Origin of the sequence: Streptomyces sp. NPDC048361 (assembly GCF_040651795.1) — a bacterium.
Classification (GTDB): Bacteria; Actinomycetota; Actinomycetes; order Streptomycetales; family Streptomycetaceae; genus Streptomyces.
The window spans coordinates 60,939-78,782 of the sequence record NZ_JBEZKW010000009.1 but is presented as its reverse complement, the minus strand read 5'-3'; the positions used below and the strand labels follow the sequence as shown (position 1 = coordinate 78,782).

The 17,844-nt window shown below is 69.9% G+C and carries 14 protein-coding genes; 6 read left to right on the top strand and 8 right to left on the bottom strand.

Annotated elements, in window-relative coordinates; translation table 11 throughout:
* Positions 1 to 8: 8 nt before the first annotated feature.
* Positions 9 to 1,238, top strand: coding sequence for a GNAT family N-acetyltransferase (locus AB0D31_RS07555; RefSeq protein WP_362718393.1), 1,230 nt, complete (start codon positions 9 to 11; stop codon positions 1,236 to 1,238).
* Here the strand turns inward: AB0D31_RS07555 and AB0D31_RS07550 are convergent.
* On the bottom strand, positions 1,226 to 2,035 hold the full coding sequence (locus tag AB0D31_RS07550; RefSeq protein WP_362718390.1) for a DNA-formamidopyrimidine glycosylase family protein: 810 nt from the start codon (positions 2,033 to 2,035) through the stop codon (positions 1,226 to 1,228). The two genes, AB0D31_RS07555 and AB0D31_RS07550, sit on opposite strands and share 13 nt — an antisense overlap.
* 9 nt (positions 2,036 to 2,044) lie before the next feature.
* Entirely contained in the window at positions 2,045 to 2,533 is a 489-nt protein-coding gene (locus AB0D31_RS07545) for a ribose-5-phosphate isomerase (protein WP_362718387.1), read from the bottom strand.
* 181 nt (positions 2,534 to 2,714) lie between these two features.
* Between AB0D31_RS07545 and AB0D31_RS07540 the strand changes: the two genes are divergently transcribed.
* Positions 2,715 to 4,184 (top strand): amino acid permease, encoded by a 1,470-nt coding sequence (locus tag AB0D31_RS07540; protein ID WP_362718384.1) that lies wholly within the window; start codon positions 2,715 to 2,717, stop codon positions 4,182 to 4,184.
* A 516-nt stretch (positions 4,185 to 4,700) separates the two neighbouring features.
* Here AB0D31_RS07540 and AB0D31_RS07535 read toward each other — a convergent pair.
* The 3 genes from AB0D31_RS07535 to AB0D31_RS07525 all read right to left on the bottom strand — a co-directional run bounded on the left by AB0D31_RS07535 (position 4,701) and on the right by AB0D31_RS07525 (position 7,197).
* Positions 4,701 to 5,660, bottom strand: a complete 960-nt coding sequence (locus AB0D31_RS07535; RefSeq protein ID WP_362718553.1) for a threonine/serine dehydratase — start codon at positions 5,658 to 5,660, stop codon at positions 4,701 to 4,703.
* A gap of 130 nt (positions 5,661 to 5,790) precedes the next feature.
* The gene (locus AB0D31_RS07530) at positions 5,791 to 6,402 is read right to left on the bottom strand and encodes a Uma2 family endonuclease (protein ID WP_362718381.1); all 612 of its coding nucleotides are present in this window, start codon (positions 6,400 to 6,402) and stop codon (positions 5,791 to 5,793) included.
* 207 nt (positions 6,403 to 6,609) lie between these two features.
* Positions 6,610 to 7,197 (bottom strand): biotin transporter BioY, encoded by a 588-nt coding sequence (locus tag AB0D31_RS07525; protein WP_362718378.1) that lies wholly within the window; start codon positions 7,195 to 7,197, stop codon positions 6,610 to 6,612.
* 270 nt (positions 7,198 to 7,467) lie between these two features.
* Here AB0D31_RS07525 and AB0D31_RS07520 point away from each other — a divergent pair, with 270 nt between their 5' ends.
* From AB0D31_RS07520 to AB0D31_RS07510, 3 genes are all read left to right on the top strand, one after another.
* Positions 7,468 to 8,835 (top strand): amino acid permease, encoded by a 1,368-nt coding sequence (locus tag AB0D31_RS07520; RefSeq protein ID WP_362718376.1) that lies wholly within the window; start codon positions 7,468 to 7,470, stop codon positions 8,833 to 8,835.
* Positions 8,836 to 8,985: 150 nt separating this feature from the next.
* Positions 8,986 to 10,395: an amino acid permease gene (locus AB0D31_RS07515; RefSeq protein ID WP_362718373.1), complete on the top strand. Its 1,410-nt coding sequence runs from the start codon at positions 8,986 to 8,988 to the stop codon at positions 10,393 to 10,395.
* Positions 10,396 to 10,600: 205 nt separating this feature from the next.
* Positions 10,601 to 11,242, top strand: a complete 642-nt coding sequence (locus tag AB0D31_RS07510; RefSeq protein ID WP_267053197.1) for a superoxide dismutase — start codon at positions 10,601 to 10,603, stop codon at positions 11,240 to 11,242.
* A 360-nt stretch (positions 11,243 to 11,602) separates the two neighbouring features.
* Here AB0D31_RS07510 and AB0D31_RS07505 read toward each other — a convergent pair whose 3' ends face one another.
* Complete coding sequence (locus tag AB0D31_RS07505; RefSeq protein WP_362718370.1) at positions 11,603 to 12,253, bottom strand: DsbA family protein; 651 nt, start codon at positions 12,251 to 12,253, stop codon at positions 11,603 to 11,605.
* A gap of 185 nt (positions 12,254 to 12,438) precedes the next feature.
* Here AB0D31_RS07505 and pepN point away from each other — a divergent pair, with 185 nt between their 5' ends.
* Positions 12,439 to 15,018: an aminopeptidase N gene (gene pepN / locus AB0D31_RS07500; RefSeq protein ID WP_362718367.1), complete on the top strand. Its 2,580-nt coding sequence runs from the start codon at positions 12,439 to 12,441 to the stop codon at positions 15,016 to 15,018.
* A 60-nt stretch (positions 15,019 to 15,078) separates the two neighbouring features.
* On the opposite strand, the gene AB0D31_RS07495 is transcribed toward pepN, so the two are convergent.
* Both AB0D31_RS07495 and AB0D31_RS07490 read right to left on the bottom strand, forming a co-directional pair.
* Positions 15,079 to 16,197, bottom strand: coding sequence for a transglycosylase family protein (locus AB0D31_RS07495; protein WP_362718365.1), 1,119 nt, complete (start codon positions 16,195 to 16,197; stop codon positions 15,079 to 15,081).
* Between the two features lie 134 nt (positions 16,198 to 16,331).
* Entirely contained in the window at positions 16,332 to 17,825 is a 1,494-nt protein-coding gene (locus tag AB0D31_RS07490) for an FG-GAP-like repeat-containing protein (protein WP_362718362.1), read from the bottom strand.
* Positions 17,826 to 17,844 lie beyond the last annotated feature (19 nt).

The following is a 17,844-nucleotide window of genomic DNA, read 5'->3' as shown; positions in this document are numbered from 1 at the left end:
CATGGCATATGACGATCGAACTGCGCGTTCTTGATCCGGCCGAGTGGGACGAGTGGTACGGCGCCCTCGTGGTCGCCTTCGGCGGGATACCGGACGCTCCCGAGGACGCGGAGATGTGGCACGAGGTCATCGACCCCGGGCGGTCGATCGCGGTGTGGGACGGCGCGCAGTGTGTGGGCGCCACCAGCACGTACGCGTTCCGGCTGAGCGTGCCCGGCGGCGCCGTGGTGCCGGCCGCGGGCGTGACCGCCGTCGGTGTGATCGGCACCCACCGCCGCCGCGGCATCCTCACGTCGATGATGCGCCGCCAGCTCGACGACCTGCGCGAGCGCGGCGAGGCGCTCGCCGTCCTGACGGCGTCCGAGCCCGCCATCTACGGGCGGTTCGGGTACGGCGTCGCCACGATGGCGCTGTCCGCAGAGATCGACACGGCGCGGGTGCGGCTGGACGTGCCGCCGGGCACCGATGACGTACGGCTGCGCTATGTGAAGGTGAAGGACTCGCTCGCGGCGTGCGAGGAGCTGTACGCGCGTCTGGTGCCGCGCCGCCCGGGCATGCTGGCCCGGCAGCCCGGCTGGGACCGGTTCACCACGATCGACCCGGAGTCCTACCGGGATGGCGCCTCACCGCTGCAGTGCGTGCTCGCCGAGCGGGACGGGGAGCTCGTCGGATACGCGCGCTACCGGGTCTCCGTGAAGTCGGAGGCGACGGGCGTGGACGGCAGGGTGGTGCTGAGCGATCTGGAGGCCGTGGACCCGGCGGTGGCCGCGGCGCTGTGGCGCTATCTGTTCGGTGTCGACCTGACCAATGCCGTGGAGGTGAAGGACCGGCCGGTGGACGACGCGTTCCAGCATCTCGTCTCCGACGTGCGCCGGTGCGGGCTGCGGCTGCGGGACCGCATGCACGTACGCCTGGTGGATGTGGGCGCGGCGCTCGAGGCGCGGACGTACGCGACGCCCGTCGACGTGGTCTTCGAGGTCGAGGACGCCCTCTGTCCGTGGAACGCGGGCCGCTGGCGGCTGACCGGCGACGCGAAGGGCGCGTCCTGTGTACGCACCGAGGACCCGGCCGAACTGGCATTGTCCGTACGGGAGTTGGGCGCGGCCTATCTCGGCGGTGTCCCGCTCGCCTCACTGGCCGGCGCGGGCCGGGTGCGGGAGCTGCGCGCCGGGGCGCTGACCGAGGCCTCGACGGCGTTCGGCAGCGTGCTCGCGCCGTGGCTGCCTCACGGCTTCTGACAGCCGGGGCACCAGAACAGGTTGCGGGCGGCGAGGCCCGCGGTGCGGATCTCGTCGCCGCAGATGTGGCAGGGCATGGCCGCCCGGCGGTAGACGTACACCTCGCCGCCGTGGTCGTCCACGCGCGGCGGGCGGCCCATCGCCTCGGGCGTGTGCTCGGGGCGGACGGTGTCGATCCGGTTGAGCCGGACACCTTCGCGCATCAGCTCCACCAGGTCGGCCCAGATGGCGTCCCACTCGGCGCGGGCGAGGTCCTTGCCGAGCCGGTAGGGGTCGATGCGGTGCCGGAAGAGGACCTCGGCGCGGTAGACGTTGCCGACGCCCGCGACGACCTTCTGGTCCATGAGCAGGGCGGCGATGGTGGTGCGGCTCTTCGAGATCCGCTGCCAGGCCTTCTCGCCGGTGTCGTCGGCCCGCAGCGGGTCGGGGCCGAGCCGGTCGTGTATCGCCTGCTTCTCGCCGTCGGTGATCAGCGCGCAGGTCGTCGGCCCGCGCAGATCGGCGTACGCGGTGTCGTTCAGGAGGCGCAGCCGCACGGTGTCGGTGGGCGGCGGCGCCGGGGTGTCACCGAAGCCGTACTTGCCGAAGAGGCCGAGGTGGATGTGGACCCAGCCCGTGGGCCCGAAGCCGAGAAAGAGGTGCTTGCCGTGGGCTTCGGCGCCCTCCATGACCTGGCCGTCGACCAGGGCCGCGCCGTCCGAGAACTTGCCCTGGGGGCTGGACGCGCGCAGCGGCCGGCCGCCGAACCTCAGATCGTGGTCGGCGGCCAGGCGGTGGATGGTGTGACCCTCGGGCATGGGCCGTGATCAGCCCTGCTGGGGGTGGTGGGCCGGGATCTCGGGGAGCTTGCCGGTGGTCTCGTACGCGGTGAGCATCTCGATGCGGCGGGTGTGGCGCTCCTCGCCCGAGTACGGCGTGGCGAGGAAGATCTCGACGAACTTGGTCGCCTCCTCCTCGGTGTGCATCCGGCCGCCGATGGAGATCACGTTGGCGTTGTTGTGCTCACGGCCGAGGGCCGCGGTCTGCTCGCTCCAGGCCAGTGCGGCGCGGACGCCCCTGACCTTGTTGGCGGCGATCTGCTCGCCGTTGCCGGAGCCGCCGATCACGATGCCGAGCGCCTGAGGGTCGGCGGCCGTCTTCTCGGCGGCCCGCAGACAGAACGGCGGGTAGTCGTCCTGGGCGTCGTAGATGTGCGGACCGCAGTCCACGGGCTCGTGCCCGTGGGCGGTGAGCCACTCGACGAGGTGGTTCTTGAGTTCGAAGCCGGCATGGTCGGAGCCGAGGTACACGCGCATGTACCGAGTGTGACATGCGCGGCGCTGGGCAGGGCTGAGCGGGGTGGAGTCCAAGGTCCCGGTCGGTCAGGACTTCGGTCCCCGTCTAACGATCCGGATTCAGGCCTTCCGTCCCGAAGCCGACCAGGTTTGAATACCCGGGCTCGTGACCCGAGTGCTCCGAAGACGTAAGGAAGCGTTCATGACCTCGCAGCCGTCCCTTGCGAAGGAAGACCGCGTGCCCGGTGAACCCGGTGATGCGCAGGTGCCCGACAGCGGCCTCAAGGCCGGACTCAAGAACCGCCATCTGTCCATGATCGCCATCGGCGGTGTGATCGGCGCCGGCCTGTTCGTGGGCTCCGGATCCGGCATCGCCGCGGCCGGCCCCGCCATTCTGCTGTCGTACGCCCTCGTCGGCGTGATGGTGGTGTTCGTGATGCGGATGCTGGGCGAGATGGCCGCCGCGCGCCCCTCGTCGGGCTCGTTCTCCGCGTACGCGGACCGTGCGCTCGGCCGCTGGGCCGGGTTCTCGATCGGCTGGCTCTACTGGTTCTTCTGGGTCGTGGTGCTCGCGGTCGAGGGCACGGCCGGCGCGAAGATCCTGCACGAGTGGGTGCCGGGGGTCCCGCAGTGGGGCTGGGCGCTCATAGTGATGCTGGTCCTGACCGCGAGCAATCTGGCCTCGGTCTCCTCGTACGGCGAGTTCGAGTTCTGGTTCGCCGGGATCAAGGTCGTCGCGATCGGCGCCTTCGTGATCGTCGGGCTGCTGGCCGTCTTCGGTGTGCTGCCGGGCTCGGACAACCCCGGCGCGGGCTTCGCCCACCTCACGGACTCGGGCGGATTCTTCCCCAAGGGGTACGGCGCGATCCTCACCGGCGTCCTGATGGTCGTGTTCTCCTTCATGGGCTCCGAGATCGTCACCCTGGCGGCCGGCGAGTCCGAGGACCCGCGCCGCGCCGTGACCAAGGCGACCAACAGCGTGATCTGGCGGATCGCGGTCTTCTACCTCGGTTCGATCTTCGTGGTGCTGACTCTCCTGAAGTGGAGCGACCCCTCGATCGTCGCGGACGGCTCCTATGTGGCGGCCCTGAAGACGATCGGCATCCCGCACGCCGACCAGATCATGAACGTGATCGTCCTGACGGCGGTCCTGTCCTGCCTCAACTCCGGCCTCTACACGGCTTCCCGCATGGCGTTCTCGCTCGGCGAGCGCGGCGACGCGCCGAAGGCCTTCGCCCGCACCAACAAGCGGGGCGTGCCGCAGATCGCGATCCTGTCCTCGGTCGTCTTCGGCTTCGTGGCGGTCTTCTTCAACTACAAGTGGCCCGACACCGTCTTCGCGTTCCTCCTGAACTCCTCGGGCGCGGTAGCCCTGTTCGTGTGGCTGGTCATCTGCTGCACCCAGCTGCGGATGCGCGGGATCATCCTGCGCGAGCAGCCGGAGAAGCTGACGGTGAAGATGTGGGGCTTCCCCTATCTCACCTGGCTGACGATCGGGATGATCTCCTTCGTCCTCGTCTACATGCTGTTCGACAAGTCGGGCCGCGAGCAGGTGCTCCTCTCCCTGCTCGTCGCGGCGATCGTCATCGTCATCGCGGTGGTGAAGCAGAAGGTCCTCGCGGGTCGCGCGGCGGCGGTCCCGGCCGTGAAGGACGACGCCACGACGGCGTAGCGGCCCGGCCCGGCCCGGCCATGAATCTCGGTGCCGGGCGGGGCCCCACACATCCTTAGCCCGTCCTGCGTTTGAGGACGAGCGCCCTCAAGGCGCGAACGGGGTCGGGCCGAGCCCCAGGGCGTTTGGACCCCAGCCATCTGGGGCGGAGCCCCGGGTCTTGACCTCAGCCCTCGGGGGCGGAGCGCAGGGGCTTGGCCTCAGCCCCTCCTCGCCCTTGGAGGGCATGGCCCCCAGCCCCCTTCCTGCCCCCGGAGGGTTTCGGGAAGGGGCGGGGTGGGGTCTCCCGAAATCTGGGGCGGAGCCCCAGCAACCCCGATTTCGTCTGCGGACCGTGCCCGCGTCTCGCGCAGTTCCCCGCGCCCCCAGCGGAACTGGTGCCGGCCGGCATGCCAAGCAGACCCCCCGCCCCGGCGAAGCCCGTACGGCACCCGGGGCCGAGCGGTCGCGCCCACCACGGCGGAGCAAGTAGGGCACCCGGGGCCGGCGACTCCTGCGGACCCGCGGCCGGCCCGCTCAGCGCAGGCCGAAGCGCTCGGCCCAGGTGTGGACATCGGCGGGTGTCGCGTTGCCCCCGCAGACGACCAGGCCCAGCCGCGCGTCCTCGCCGACGCGCTCCAGCACCCGGCGCGCCGCGGGCAGCAGGCACCCGGCGGCGGGCTCGGCCCAGACCTTCGCGTGGTCGGCCAGGTCCAGGGTGCCCTGCACGGCCTCGGCGTCGGTCACCGTGAGGACCTCGGTGACCAGCTCCGACACATGCTCGTACGTGAGCGGTGAGGCGCTGGGAGCGCTCAACGTCGAGACCACCGAGGTCAGTTGAACCGGTACCGGCCCGCCGGCGGCCAGGGCCTGCGACATGGCGCGCGCCCCTTCGGTCTCCACACCCCAGATCCGTACGCCCGGGCGGCGCGCGTGCAGCGCGGTGGCGACGCCCGCGATCAGTCCCCCGCCGCCGATGCTGACCAGTACGTCCGTGAGTTCCCCGGCGTCCTCCGCGAACTCCAGCCCGACCGTGCCCTGGGCGGCGATGACGACGGGGTCGTCGAAGGGGTGGACCAGGGTGAGTCCCTTGGTCGTGAACTCGTCGACGAGGGCGAACGCGCCGTCCATGGTGTCGGCGAGGACGACACTCGCCCCGGCGGCCTCGGCGACGACCACCGCACGGCTCGGGGCGGACCGCGGCATGACGACGGTCGCCTCGATGCCCAGCGCGCCGGCCATGACCGCCACCGCGATGCCGTGGTTTCCTCCGCTCACCGCCACGACCCCGGCGGCCCGTTCGACCGGGCCGAGCGCGAGCAGTTTCGCCGTGGCGCCGCGCGCCTTGAACGAGCCGGTGCGCTGCAGGAGTTCCAGCTTCGCCGTGACAGGCACGCCAAGGAGTGCGGAGAGCCCGGGACTCGGCACCGTGGGGGTCCGGACGACATGTCCGGCGATCCGCTCGGCTGCGGCTTCGACGTCCGCGACAGTGATCAGCACATTCGCCTCCGTTGCAGGATCCGGTCCGCGATGACCGGACCCGTATCATCCCCCGGCACGGCGGCGCGCGGCCCGGGGATTCTTTCGGGAGGGGCGGAGCGCGTGACACCCGCCTACAGGCACCCGCCTACAGGAGCGAGGTGTCCAGGGCGGGGTACGGCTGCGGCAGCAGGAAGGTGCCGCCGACCTCGGTGACCGTCGTCGTCCGGTAGTGGCTCCTGGTGGGCTGCTTCTTGTCCGGTACCGGCTCGGAGTGGACGTACACCTTGCGCTCGTAACGGTGCACGATCACGTAGAGCGGAACGCCCGCGGCGGCGTAACTGCGGTACTTCGGCCCGGTGTCCGTCTCGTGGTTGGTCGAGGTCACCTCACCCGCCAGGTGCAGCAGCTCGATCGGATACCAGCCGCGGTTCGTCCTGCGGTACGCCTCGTCCAGGTCGCTCGGTTCCCGCCGCATGACGTAGAAGTCCGGAACGAGCAGGCTCAGGGTCTTCTCGGCGGTCACGCCGGTGCGGTAGCCGTTACCGATGCCGACGTGATCGACTCCGCCCGTACGGAGCTGGAAGTACAACTCCGTGGCCGCATGGTTGTGGTTGTGGTCGGGCTGAGGCGGCACAATCACCATTCCCTCGACGTACTCGGCCCGAATCGGCTCCTTGGAAGCCTTCTCGAACTCGATCAACAGGTCGATGGGGTCCTGTGCCTCGTTCACCGGCTCGGTGATGGGGTCGGCGCTCATGCTGGCGTTCCTCCCTCGTCGCTGGTGTCAGGCTACGCCCGGCGGGCGGCCCCGGGCAGGAGCGTGCTGGACGAGCGGGCACCTTCGCCGCGGGTTCCGGGACGCGTTCACTCGTTCGGGGAACGCAGGATCCTTCCTGCTGGGAGGGTGCGCCAAAGGAGGGCCCGGCGGATGCCGGGCCCTCCTCGTCGTGCGCGTGCCGGGGGTTCAGCCCTTGCGGCCGACCAGCTTCCATGCGGACGGCAGCAGGCCCATCGCCAGGGCGGCCTTCAGGGCGTCGCCGAGGAGGAACGGGGTGAGGCCCGCCGCGACCGCCGCGGTCAGGGACATGCCGGTCGAGGCTGCGAGGTAGGGGACGCCCACCGCGTAGATGATTGCGGAGCCGAGCACCATCGTGCCCGCGGTGCGCAGGACCGAGCGGTCGGCGCCGCGGCGGGCGAGCGCGCCGACGACGGTGGAGGCGAGCAGCATGCCGAGGACGTAACCGAACGAGGCGCCGCCCGCGCCGGAGGTGGCGTCCGCGAACCACGGCATGCCGGCCATGCCGACCAGGGCGTACAGGGCGAGCGAGAGGAAGCCTCGGCCGGCGCCGAGGCCCGCGCCGACGAGCAGCGCGGCGAAGGTCTGGCCGGTGACCGGGACGGGCGAGCCGGGGATCGGCACGGCGATCTGGGCGGCGAGCCCGGTCAGCGCGGCGCCGCCGACGACGAGCGCGATGTCCTTGGTGCGGGAGGACGGCAGCAGGTCGGCGAGGACCGATCCGGTACGGGGGGCGGCGGCGGACGCAGTGCTCATCGGGACTCCGGCAATGGTGGTGGGGCAGCGGGTCGTGCTGGGGACACCGTGACGTTAGCCCACGGATTATCGCTGGATCACCAGCAGCCGCCCACAAAGCGGGTGTTGGGGTCTTGGTGGGGACTGAACAAAGGATCGCAGGCACACCCAGACCGGCGTGACCCTCGTCACTACGGCGATGCGCTCGACTGCCCCTTTTGCGCCCGGGGTCGCGGCTGGGCGAGACTGTAGGTTCCCCATAAACCGAATGAGACGAACGATACGAGCGCCATGCACGAGCCCTTGCCCGCCGAACCCCTCTCGCACGGGCTGAAGCAGCGCCATCTGACCATGCTCGGCCTCGGCGGGGTGATCGGTGCGGGGCTCTTCGTGGGGTCGGGTGCCGGGATCGCGGTGGCGGGGCCCGGCATCGTCGTGTCGTATCTGATCGCGGGCGCGATCGCGATGCTGGTGATGCGGATGCTGGGCGAGATGTCGGCGGCGATGCCGGCGTCGGGCTCGTTCTCGGTCCACGCCGAGCGGGCCCTCGGCCGGTGGGCCGGGTTCAGTGTGGGCTGGCTGTACTGGTTCCTGCTGGTCGTCGTGCTCGCCGTGGAGGCGACCGGCGCCGCGAAGATCGCCAACGGCTGGGCGCCGGGGGTGCCGCAGTGGGCCTGGGTGCTGATCTTCATGGTGGTGTTCACCGCCGCCAACCTGGCCTCGGTGGCGAACTTCGGTGAGTTCGAGTTCTGGTTCGCCGCTCTGAAGATCTTCGCGATCCTCGCGTTCCTGGTGCTGGGCCTGCTCGCGATCTTCGGGGTGCTGCCCGACACCTCGGCGGTGGGCCTGTCCAACCTGACCGGGCAGGGCGGCTTCCTGCCCGCCGGGGCGAGCGGGGTGGTCTCCGGGGTGCTCGCGGTGATCTTCGCGTTCGGCGGCCTTGAGGTCGTCACGATCGCGGCCGCCGAGTCCGACGACCCGGTGCGGGCGGTGGGCCGCGCGGTGCGCAGCGCGGTGTGGCGCATCCTCTTCTTCTATGTCGGCTCGATGCTGGTCATCGTGACGCTGCTGCCGTGGACGTCGATGAAGCCGGGCCAGAGCCCGTATGTCGCGGTCCTCGACTCGATCGGCATCCCGTCGGCCGGGCAGATCATGAACATCGTGGTGTTCGTGGCGCTGCTCTCCGCGCTCAACGCCAATCTGTACGGCTCTTCGCGCATGATCTTCTCGCTGGCCGAGCGGGGCGAGGCGCCGAAGGGCCTGCTGAAAGTGGCGGGCGCCGGGGTGCCGCGCCGGGCGGTGCTCGCCTCGGTGGCCTTCGGGTTCGTCTCGGTCCTGCTGAACCTGAAGTGGCCGGACTCGGTGTTCCTCTACATGCTCAACGCGGTGGGCGCGGTGCTCCTGTTCGTGTGGGCGCTGATCGCGCTGTCGCAGCTGCGCCTGCGCCGCCGCATCGAGCGCGAGGCCCCCGAGACGCTGACCTTGAGGATGTGGGCGTTCCCCTATCTCACCTGGGCGGCGCTCGCCGCGATGGCCGCGATTCTCGTCCTGATGCTGTTCGACTCCTCGGCCCGGCCGCAGGTGCTGTGGTCGGCGGGGGCGACCGCGATGGTGCTCGCGGTGGCAGGGGTACGGGAGTTGCGCACGCGCCGCGTGTGAAAGTCCCGTAAACAAAACGCACGGGACTCTTCACCCTGTGTGAGTCGAGTGTCCGCATACCGGTCGGGTGTTCCCTCTGAGCGGGGCCGCCCTAAGACTGTGGGCCCGTGCCGCCGCCCCGGTGGATCAGCTACTGAACAGGGCATGCCCATGTCTCGGACAACCGCGCCCGTGCAGGACGACGACCGGCAGAAGACCGACTCGCCGCTCACGCACGGCCTCAAGCAGCGCCACCTGTCGATGATCGCCCTCGGCGGCGTCATCGGCGCGGGCCTGTTCGTCGGATCGGGCACGGCGATCGCCGCGGCCGGACCCTCGATCATCCTCGCCTACGCGATATCCGGCGCCCTGGTCATGCTCGTCATGCGCATGCTGGGCGAGATGTCGGCCGCCAACCCCGCGTCCGGCTCCTTCTCGGTCCACGCCGAGCGCGCGATGGGGCCGTGGGCCGGGTTCACCGCGGGCTGGGCCTTCTGGTTCCTGCTCTGCGTGGCCGTCGGCCTCGAAGGGATCGGCGCCGCCGGCATCGTGCACGGCTGGCTGCCGGGTGTCCCGGAGTGGGCGCTGGTCGCCGTGTTCATGCTGGTGTTCTGCGGCACCAACCTGGCGGCCGTGAAGAACTTCGGCGAGTTCGAGTTCTGGTTCGCCGCGCTGAAGATCGGCGCGATCGTGCTGTTCCTGGCCATCGGCGTCCTCGCGATCGTGGGTGTGCTGCCGGACACCCACGCGCCGGGTCTGACCAACCTCACTGGCCACGGCGGCTTCATGCCCAACGGCAGCGAGGGCCTCATCGTCGGGCTGCTCGCCTCCGTCTTCGCGTACGGCGGCCTGGAGACGGTCACCATCGCCGCGGCCGAGTCCGAACACCCCGTCCAGGGCGTCGCGAAGGCCGTGCGCACCGCGATGTGGCGGATCGCGATCTTCTACGTCGGCTCGATGGCGGTCGTCGTGACGCTGCTGCCGTGGACCGGCAAGGACATCGTCGCCAAGGGCCCCTACGTCGCGACCCTCGACTACCTCGGCATCCCGGCCGCGAGCCACATCATGAACATCGTCATCCTGGTCGCCCTGCTCTCGGCGATGAACGCCAACATCTACGGCGCCTCGCGCATGGCCGGCTCGCTCGTCTCGCGCGGCCAGGGCCCCAAGGTGCTCGGCAAGGTATCCGGCGGGGTGCCGCGCGTCGCGGTCCTCACCTCCTCCGCCTTCGGCTTCGTGTGCGTGCTGCTCAGCTACTGGCGCCCCGACGACATCTTCCAGTGGCTCCTGAACACCATCGGCGCGATCATCCTGGTCGTCTGGTTCTTCATCGCCGCCTCGCAGTTGCTGCTGCGCCGCCGCACCGAGCGCGAGGCCCCGGAGAAGCTCGTCGTGAAGATGTGGCTGTACCCGTGGCTCACCTGGGTCGCACTGCTCGGCATGGCCGTCGTCTTCGTCCTGATGGCCCGCGAGGACGGCACGCGCGTCCAGCTGTACTACACGGGCGGCCTCACGCTGGTGCTCGCGCTCGTGGGCTACATCCGCCAGCGCACGTCGACGCGGACGCCGCTCGACGCCTGACGGGGCGCCCCGCGCCGCTTCCCTCACCTGTCCTGCGTCCCCGGGCCCTGCGCCCCGGGACGCAGGACTTTTTGCTGAGGTCGCCCGAGGCCCCCCGAGACCGCCTGAGGCCACCCTTACCTGCGAAGCCGCATTGCTGCTGGTAGCGTGCACTTGCACATCAATTGCAATAAGCATTTGCAGTGAGCAGTCGGAGGGCTCGGACATGGCCATTTACACGCTTCCTGAACTCCCGTACGACTACGCGGCGCTCGAACCCGTCATCAGCCCGGAGATCATCGAGCTGCACCACGACAAGCACCACGCGGCGTACGTGAAGGGCGCGAACGACACCCTTGAGCAGCTCGCGGAGGCGCGCGACAAGGACGCCTGGGGCTCGATCAACGGCCTGGAGAAGAACCTCGCGTTCCACCTCTCCGGCCACATCCTGCACTCGATCTACTGGCACAACATGACGGGTGACGGCGGTGGCGAGCCCCTGGAGAAGGACGGCACCGGCGAGCTGGCCGACGCCATCGCCGAGTCCTTCGGCTCCTTCGCCAAGTTCAAGGCCCAGCTGACCAAGGCCGCGGCGACGACGCAGGGTTCGGGCTGGGGTGTCCTCGCCTACGAGCCGATCAGCGGCCGCCTCGTGGTGGAGCAGATCTACGACCACCAGGGCAACGTGGGCCAGGGCTCGACCCCGGTCCTGGTCTTCGACGCGTGGGAGCACGCCTTCTACCTCCAGTACAAGAACCAGAAGGTCGACTTCATCGAGGCCATGTGGCGGGTCGTCAACTGGCAGGACGTGGCGCGGCGTTACGTCGCCGCGAAGCAGGCCGGCAACAACCTGATCCTGGCCCCGTAGGACCCCGCGCCACCCCGGCGCGCCCCCGTCGTCCTGCTCGTGATCGTCTTCTCACCCTTCACGTGCGGGCGGATGAAACGAACGGCTCCCGCGAGGACGTGACTTGCGGGGGCCGTTCGCGTAGCCCTCCGCGCCCCCAGCGAGATCGGCCCCAGCCCGTCCGGCTGCCCGACCCCGGGCCATCCAGGCCACCTCAGCCTGTCCGGCGTTGGAGGACGAGCGCCCTTCAGGCGCGAACGGGGTCTGGGGCGGAGCCCCAGGACACCCCGCTTTCGTCCGCGGACCGTGCCCGCTTCTCGCGCAGTTCCCCGCGCCCCTCAGCTACTCGGCGCCGCCCGGCATGCACGTCCTCAGCCCGTCTCAGAGGTTGCTGAAGTCCGGGCCCACCGTGCGGCTGCGCTTGAGCTCGTAGAAGCCGGGCGTCGCGGCGACCAACAGCGTGCCGTCCCACAGCTTGGCCGCGGCCTCGCCCTGGGGGGCGGGGGTGACGACCGGGCCGAAGAAGGCGATCTGCTCGCCGTCGGCGCCCGGCACCGCGATGACCGGGGTGCCGACGTCCTGGCCGACCATCTCGATGCCCTTCTTGTGCGAGGCACGCAGCTGGCTGTCGTTGGTGTCCCGGTCGATGTAGTCGATCAGGTCGGCGGGTAGGTCCACGTCGGCCAGCGCCGCGGCGATCGCCTCGCGGGTCACGCCGGCGCCCTCGTTGTGGATGCGGGTGCCGAGCGCGGTGTAGAGCTTGCCGACGACCTCGTCGCCGTGCAGCTCGCGCGCCGCGACGACGACGCGCACGGGCCCCCACGCCTTGCCACCCGGCCGCATGTTCTCGGCGTACTCGGCGGGCAGGTCGTCGAGGCGGTCCTCGTTGAGGACGGCGAGGCTCATCACGTGCCAGTGCACCTCGACGTCGCGGACCTTCTCGACCTCCAGCATCCAGCGCGAGGTCATCCAGGCCCAGGGGCACAGCGGGTCGAACCAGAAGTCGACGGGCGTCTTGGCATTCTCGGACATGTCTCTCCTCGGGCAACTTCGGGCAGGGCAGAGCGGGGCCAACGGACCTCTCTACGGGCGAACACCGGCACCGGCCGAAAGCATTCCACCCCCTCACCCAGGCGGCCGCTCTCCTTGCCGCTCGGCCGCCGCCCACCCGGCATGGGAGGATCGAAGCCGTTCGAACGAGACACAAAGGAGTGCCCGTGCCCGGTGAGAATCTGTCCCGCGACGAGGCCCGCGAGCGGGCCGAGCTGCTGTCCGTCGAGGGCTACGACGTCTCTCTCGACCTGCGGTCCGCGGTCGGGGACGCCCCGGACGGGCCCCGCACCTTCCGGTCGCTGACCACGATCCGCTTCCGCTCGGCCCGCCCCGGCGCCTCGACCTTCGCCGACCTCATCGCCCCGTCGGTGACCTCGGTGACGCTCAACGGCCGCGCGCTGGACGTGGCCGCGGTGTTCGACGGCAACCGGATCGCCCTGGACGACCTGGCCGACGAGAACGTCCTGGTGGTCGACGCGCAGTGCGCCTACAGCCGGACCGGCGAGGGCATGCACCGCTTCGTCGACCCGGAGGACGGCGAGGTCTACCTCTACACCCAGTACGAACCGGCCGACTCGCGCCGGGTGTTCGCCACCTTCGAGCAGCCCGACCTCAAGGCGCCCTTCGTGTTCGAGGCGCTGGCCCCCGAGGGCTGGACGGTGTGGTCCAACGGAGTCGGCGGGCAGGAGAGCGACGGGGTGTGGCGCTTCGCGCCGACCGAGCCGATCTCCACCTACATCACCTGCGTGGTCGCGGGCCCGTACCACTACGTCACCGACTCCTACACCCGGAGCTTCGACGACGGCCGCACCCTGGAGATCCCGCTCGGCGCGATGTGCCGCAAGGGCCTCGCCAAGCACTTCGACGCGGACGACGTCTTCCTCGTCACCAAGCAGGGCCTGGACTTCTTCCACGACAACTTCGACTTCCCGTACCCGTTCGGGAAGTACGACCAGGCGTTCGTGCCCGAGTACAACCTGGGCGCGATGGAGAACCCGGGTCTGGTGACCTTCCGCGAGGAGTACATCTACCGCGGCAAGGTGACCCGGGCCTCCTACGAGCGCCGGGCCAACGTCATCCTGCACGAGATGGCCCACATGTGGTTCGGCGACCTGGTCACCATGGTGTGGTGGGACGATCTGTGGCTGAAGGAGTCCTTCGCCGACTTCATGGGCTCGTTCTCGCTGGCCGAGGCGACGCGCTTCACCAACAGCTGGGTGACGTTCGCCAACGGCCGCAAGTCGTGGGCCTACCGGGCCGACCAGCTGCCGTCCACGCACCCGATCACGGCCGACATCCGTGACCTGGAGGACGCCAAGCTCAACTTCGACGGCATCACGTACGCCAAGGGCGCCTCGGTGCTCAAGCAGCTCGTGGCGTACGTCGGCCGGGAGGACTTCCTGGAGGGCGCCCGGCGCTACTTCAAGCGGCACGCCTACGGCAACACCCGCCTCGGCGATCTGCTCTCCGTCCTCGAAGAGGTCTCCGGGCGCGACATGGCCGCGTGGTCGCGGTCCTGGCTCCAGACGGCGGGCGTCAACTCCCTTACCCCGGTGGCTACTTATGACGCGGGTGACCGCGTCACCGAGCTCGCCGTGGTCCAGGAGGCCGCATCGTCGCACCCGGAACTGCGTCCGCACCGGGTCGCGGTGGGCCTCTACCGCAACGAGTCGGGCGCCCTCGTGCGGTACGCCCGCGCCGAGGTCGACGTCGACGGCCCGCGCACCGTGATCGCCGAGCTGGCCGGGGCCGAGCGGCCCGACCTGATCCTGGTCAACGACGACGACCTGACCTACTGCAAGATCCGCTTCGACGAGGGCTCGCTGACCACGCTCCGCGCCCACCTCGGCGACATCACCGACCCACTGGCGCGCGCCCTGTGCTGGTCGGCGCTGTGGAACCTGACGCGGGACGGGCTCATGCCGGCCCGTGACTTCATCGCGCTGGTCCTCGCGCACGCGGGCCGCGAGTCGGACATCGGCGTGCTTCAGATGCTGCACGCCTGGGCCCGGTCGGCGCTCACGCACTACGCGGCGCCGGCCTGGCGCGCCGAGGGCGGGCCGCTGCTCTCCGCGGGCGCCCTGCGCGAGCTGCGCCTCGCGGAGCCGGGCAGCGAGCACCAGCTCACCTGGGCCCGCTTCTTCGCGTCGACCGCGTCCTCCGGGACCGATTTCCAGCTCCTCCAGGGGCTGCTCGCAGGCTCGGCGAAGATCGACGGTCTGGACGTGGACCAGGAGCTGCGCTGGGCGCTCGTCGAGCCGCTGGCCGCGCACGGCGTCGTCGACGAGAGCGTCATCGACGCGGAACTGGCCCGCGACGACACCGCGTCCGGCAAGCGCCACCAGGTGCGCTGTCTCGCGGCGCGCCCCTCGGCGGTGGTCAAGGCGCAGGCGTGGGCGCAGGTCGTGGAGTCGGACCAGCTCTCCAACGCGCTGGTGGAGGCGACGATTTCGGGGTTCGACCAGCCCTCGCAGCGCGAGCTGACCGCGCCGTACGCCGCGAAGTACTTCGCCGCGATCGAGCGGGTCTGGGCCGAGCGTTCGATCCAGATCGGGATGGACGTCGTGAAGGGCCTCTTCCCGGGGCTCCAGGACGACGAGGAGACGCTGAAGGCGACCGACGCATGGCTCGCCGCGCACGAGGGCGCTGCTCCGGCCCTGCGCCGGCTCGTCCTCGAAGCCCGCGACGACCTGGCGCGCGCCCTGCGCGGCCAGGCCTGCGACGCGGCGGCCGGCGCCCGCTAGTACGGCTCGGCTCGGCCGGGACGGGAGCCCTCCCGTCCCGGCCTGTCGCCCGCCGCTCGATCAGCCGACAATGCTGAGGCGGCCGTCGTACCCGCCGAAGCCGGTCGTGATCTGGTGGTAGTCGGTGAAACCGTCACCAAAGCCGCGGCCCATCGTGATGGTGCCGTCCTTCTCGTACGCCACGAGGTCGGCCTTGCCGTCACCCGTCACGTCACCGAACATCAGCCGGCCGTCGTAGCCACCGAATCCGGTCGTGATCTGGTGGTAGTCCGTGAACCCGTCGCCGAAGCTGCGGCCCAGGGTGATCGAACCGTCCTTCTCGTACACCACCAGGTCGGCCTTGCCATCGCCCGTCACGTCCGCGAAGGACAGCCGGCCGTCGTAACCGCCGAAGCCCGAGGCGATCTTGTGGTAGTCGGTGAAGCCGTCACCGAAACCACGGCCCATCGTGATCGAACCGTCCTTCTCATACACCAGCAGGTCGGCCTTGCCGTCACCGGTGACGTCCGCGAACTTCAGCCGGCCGTCGTAACCGCCGAAGCCCGAGGCGATCTTGTGGTAGTCGGTGAAGCCGTCACCGAAACCACGGCCCATCGTGATGGTGCCGTCCTTCTCGTACACCAGTAGGTCGGCTATGCCGTCACCGGTCGCGTCGGCGAACTGGAGCCGGCCGTCGTACCCGCCGAAACCGGTCGTGATCCGGTGGTAGCCCGTGAAGCCGTCACCGAAACCGCGGCCCATCGTGATGGTGCCGTCCTTCTCGTAGACCGCGAGGTCCGCCATCCCGTCACCGGTCAGGTCACGGGTGACGGTAGCCGGGTACGGCACGGCCTTGTCCGTGGCGAGGCCGGTTCCGGGGCTGCAGGTCCAGGCGCCCGCGCCCTGGTCCTTGAGGATCAGCTCGGCTATGAGGATCTGCTGCTTCTTGGTGGCGTGGTGGGGGTAGTCGGCGTATGCCTGCCCCCCGTAGTGGATCCAGTTCTCCTGGGAGATCTGGAGACCGCCGTAGTGACCGTTGGGGTTGACGGCCTGCCAGTTGTCGGAGGACTCACAATGGGCGACCTTGTCCCAGGTCTCCACCGATGCGGCGGCGGCCGGACCGGCCGTGCCGAGTGCTGCGATCACGGCGGCGGCCGCGGTCAGGGCGAGGGCGAGGGGTTTCCTACGGGTGAACCGCATCGGGTGCTCCAAGTGGGCATGGAAAAAGGTGAGTTCGACAGAAGGGAGCGGCTCGGGGGCCGGGAAGGGCGGAGCCGAAAGGGCGGGGCGCCCGAGCCGGTGTTGGCGCTCGGACGCCCCGAGGGGTGCTGGGGTCAGCCGACGATGCTGAGGCGGCCGTCGTAGCCACCGAAGCCGGTGGTGATCTGGTGGTAGTCGGTGAAACCGTCACCGAAGCCGCGGCCGAGGGTGAGGGTGCCGTCCTTCTCGTATGCGATCAGGTCGGCCTTGCCGTCACCCGTCACGTCACCGAACATCAGCCGGCCGTCGTAGCCACCGAAGCCGGTGGTGATCTGGTGGTAGTCGGTGAAACCGTCACCGAAGCCGCGGCCCATCGTGATCGTGCCGTCCTTCTCGTATGCGATCAGGTCGGCCTTGCCGTCACCCGTCACATCCGCAAAGGACAGCCGGCCGTCGTACCCACCGAAGCCGGTGGTGATCTGGTGGTAGTCGGTGAAACCGTCACCGAAGCTGCGGCCGAGCTTGATGGTGCCGTCCTTCTCGTAGATCACGAGGTCGGCCTTGCCGTCGCCGGTGACATCCGCGAACTTCAGCCGGCCGTCGTAGCCACCGAAGCCGGACGCGATCTTGTGGTAATCCGTGAAGCCGTTACCGAAGCCGCGGCCCATCGTGATGGTGCCGTCCTTCTCGTAGGCCAGTAGGTCGGCTATGCCGTCGCCGGTCACGTCGGCGAACTGGAGCCGGCCGTCGTACCCGCCGTAGCCGGTGGTGATCTGGTGGTAGTCGGTGAAGCCGTCACCGAAGCCCCGGCCCATCGTGATGGTGCCGTCCTTCTCGTACACCGCGAGGTCCGCCATGCCGTCACCGTTCAGGTCACGGCTGCCGCCGGCGTCGCTGATGTTGTTATAACGGCGCGGCGAGTAACCGGACTTGCCGAAGTAGGGGTAGCTGGTGACCGTGCGGTGGACCGCGCCCGTGCCGTGGCCCGCCTCTTCGAAGGCGTCGTAGGCAGTGTGGGCGTCGTTGGCCCATCCGTTGAAGATGACGACGTGACCGGCGTCACCCGCGGCCGGGTTGAGCAGGACGTCGCCCGGCTTGAGGTCGTCCTTGCCTATGGCGGAGGTGAAGTTCATCAGAGTGCCGGTGGTCTCGCCCCAGTTGTTGCCCGAGGAGGTGGCGAGGTTCCAGGCCATGGAGACGAAGCCGGAGCAGTCCGTGCGGTACTTGTTGCCGTACGACGTGAGGTACGACGTCTGGCTGTAGGGGACGTTGACGTCCGACCAGGTCTTGGCTCTGGTGAGAACCTCGGCCCGGCTGATCGAACCGCCCACACCGGAAGCGGCGGCGAGGGAGCGGGCCTGCGGCGCGGAGAGCGCCAGGCCCTTCTGCTTGGCCGCCGCGTCCAGCTGGGCCTTAGTGGCGGTGGTCGGGTTCGGCACGGTCGGGGTGAACGGTGTGATGGTGCCGAGCAGCGATCCGGCGGGCTGGACTGCGGAAGTCTTCGCGTTGTGGGTCGGAACGCTGTCCGCGGCGTGGGCCGGGGCGGACATGGCCAGCGCGACGGAGGCCACGGAGGCGGCGAACAGGGCGGTACGCGCGATGAAGCCGCTACGCGGTGAACGGGACATGAGTGTCTTTTCTCCGGTG

What these genes read in the sequence shown, in the direction of transcription:
- AB0D31_RS07555 (WP_362718393.1), top strand. Translation starts at nt 9, where the DNA reads ATGACGATCGAACTGCGCGTTCTTGATCCGGCCGAGTGGGACGAGTGG.
- AB0D31_RS07550 (WP_362718390.1), bottom strand. Translation starts at nt 2,035, where the DNA reads ATGCCCGAGGGTCACACCATCCACCGCCTGGCCGCCGACCACGATCTG.
- AB0D31_RS07545 (WP_362718387.1), bottom strand. Translation starts at nt 2,533, where the DNA reads ATGCGCGTGTACCTCGGCTCCGACCATGCCGGCTTCGAACTCAAGAAC.
- AB0D31_RS07540 (WP_362718384.1), top strand. Translation starts at nt 2,715, where the DNA reads ATGACCTCGCAGCCGTCCCTTGCGAAGGAAGACCGCGTGCCCGGTGAA.
- AB0D31_RS07530 (WP_362718381.1), bottom strand. Translation starts at nt 6,402, where the DNA reads ATGAGCGCCGACCCCATCACCGAGCCGGTGAACGAGGCACAGGACCCC.
- AB0D31_RS07525 (WP_362718378.1), bottom strand. Translation starts at nt 7,197, where the DNA reads ATGAGCACTGCGTCCGCCGCCGCCCCCCGTACCGGATCGGTCCTCGCC.
- AB0D31_RS07520 (WP_362718376.1), top strand. Translation starts at nt 7,468, where the DNA reads ATGCACGAGCCCTTGCCCGCCGAACCCCTCTCGCACGGGCTGAAGCAG.
- AB0D31_RS07515 (WP_362718373.1), top strand. Translation starts at nt 8,986, where the DNA reads ATGTCTCGGACAACCGCGCCCGTGCAGGACGACGACCGGCAGAAGACC.
- AB0D31_RS07510 (WP_267053197.1), top strand. Translation starts at nt 10,601, where the DNA reads ATGGCCATTTACACGCTTCCTGAACTCCCGTACGACTACGCGGCGCTC.
- AB0D31_RS07505 (WP_362718370.1), bottom strand. Translation starts at nt 12,253, where the DNA reads ATGTCCGAGAATGCCAAGACGCCCGTCGACTTCTGGTTCGACCCGCTG.
- AB0D31_RS07495 (WP_362718365.1), bottom strand. Translation starts at nt 16,197, where the DNA reads ATGCGGTTCACCCGTAGGAAACCCCTCGCCCTCGCCCTGACCGCGGCC.
- AB0D31_RS07490 (WP_362718362.1), bottom strand. Translation starts at nt 17,825, where the DNA reads ATGTCCCGTTCACCGCGTAGCGGCTTCATCGCGCGTACCGCCCTGTTC.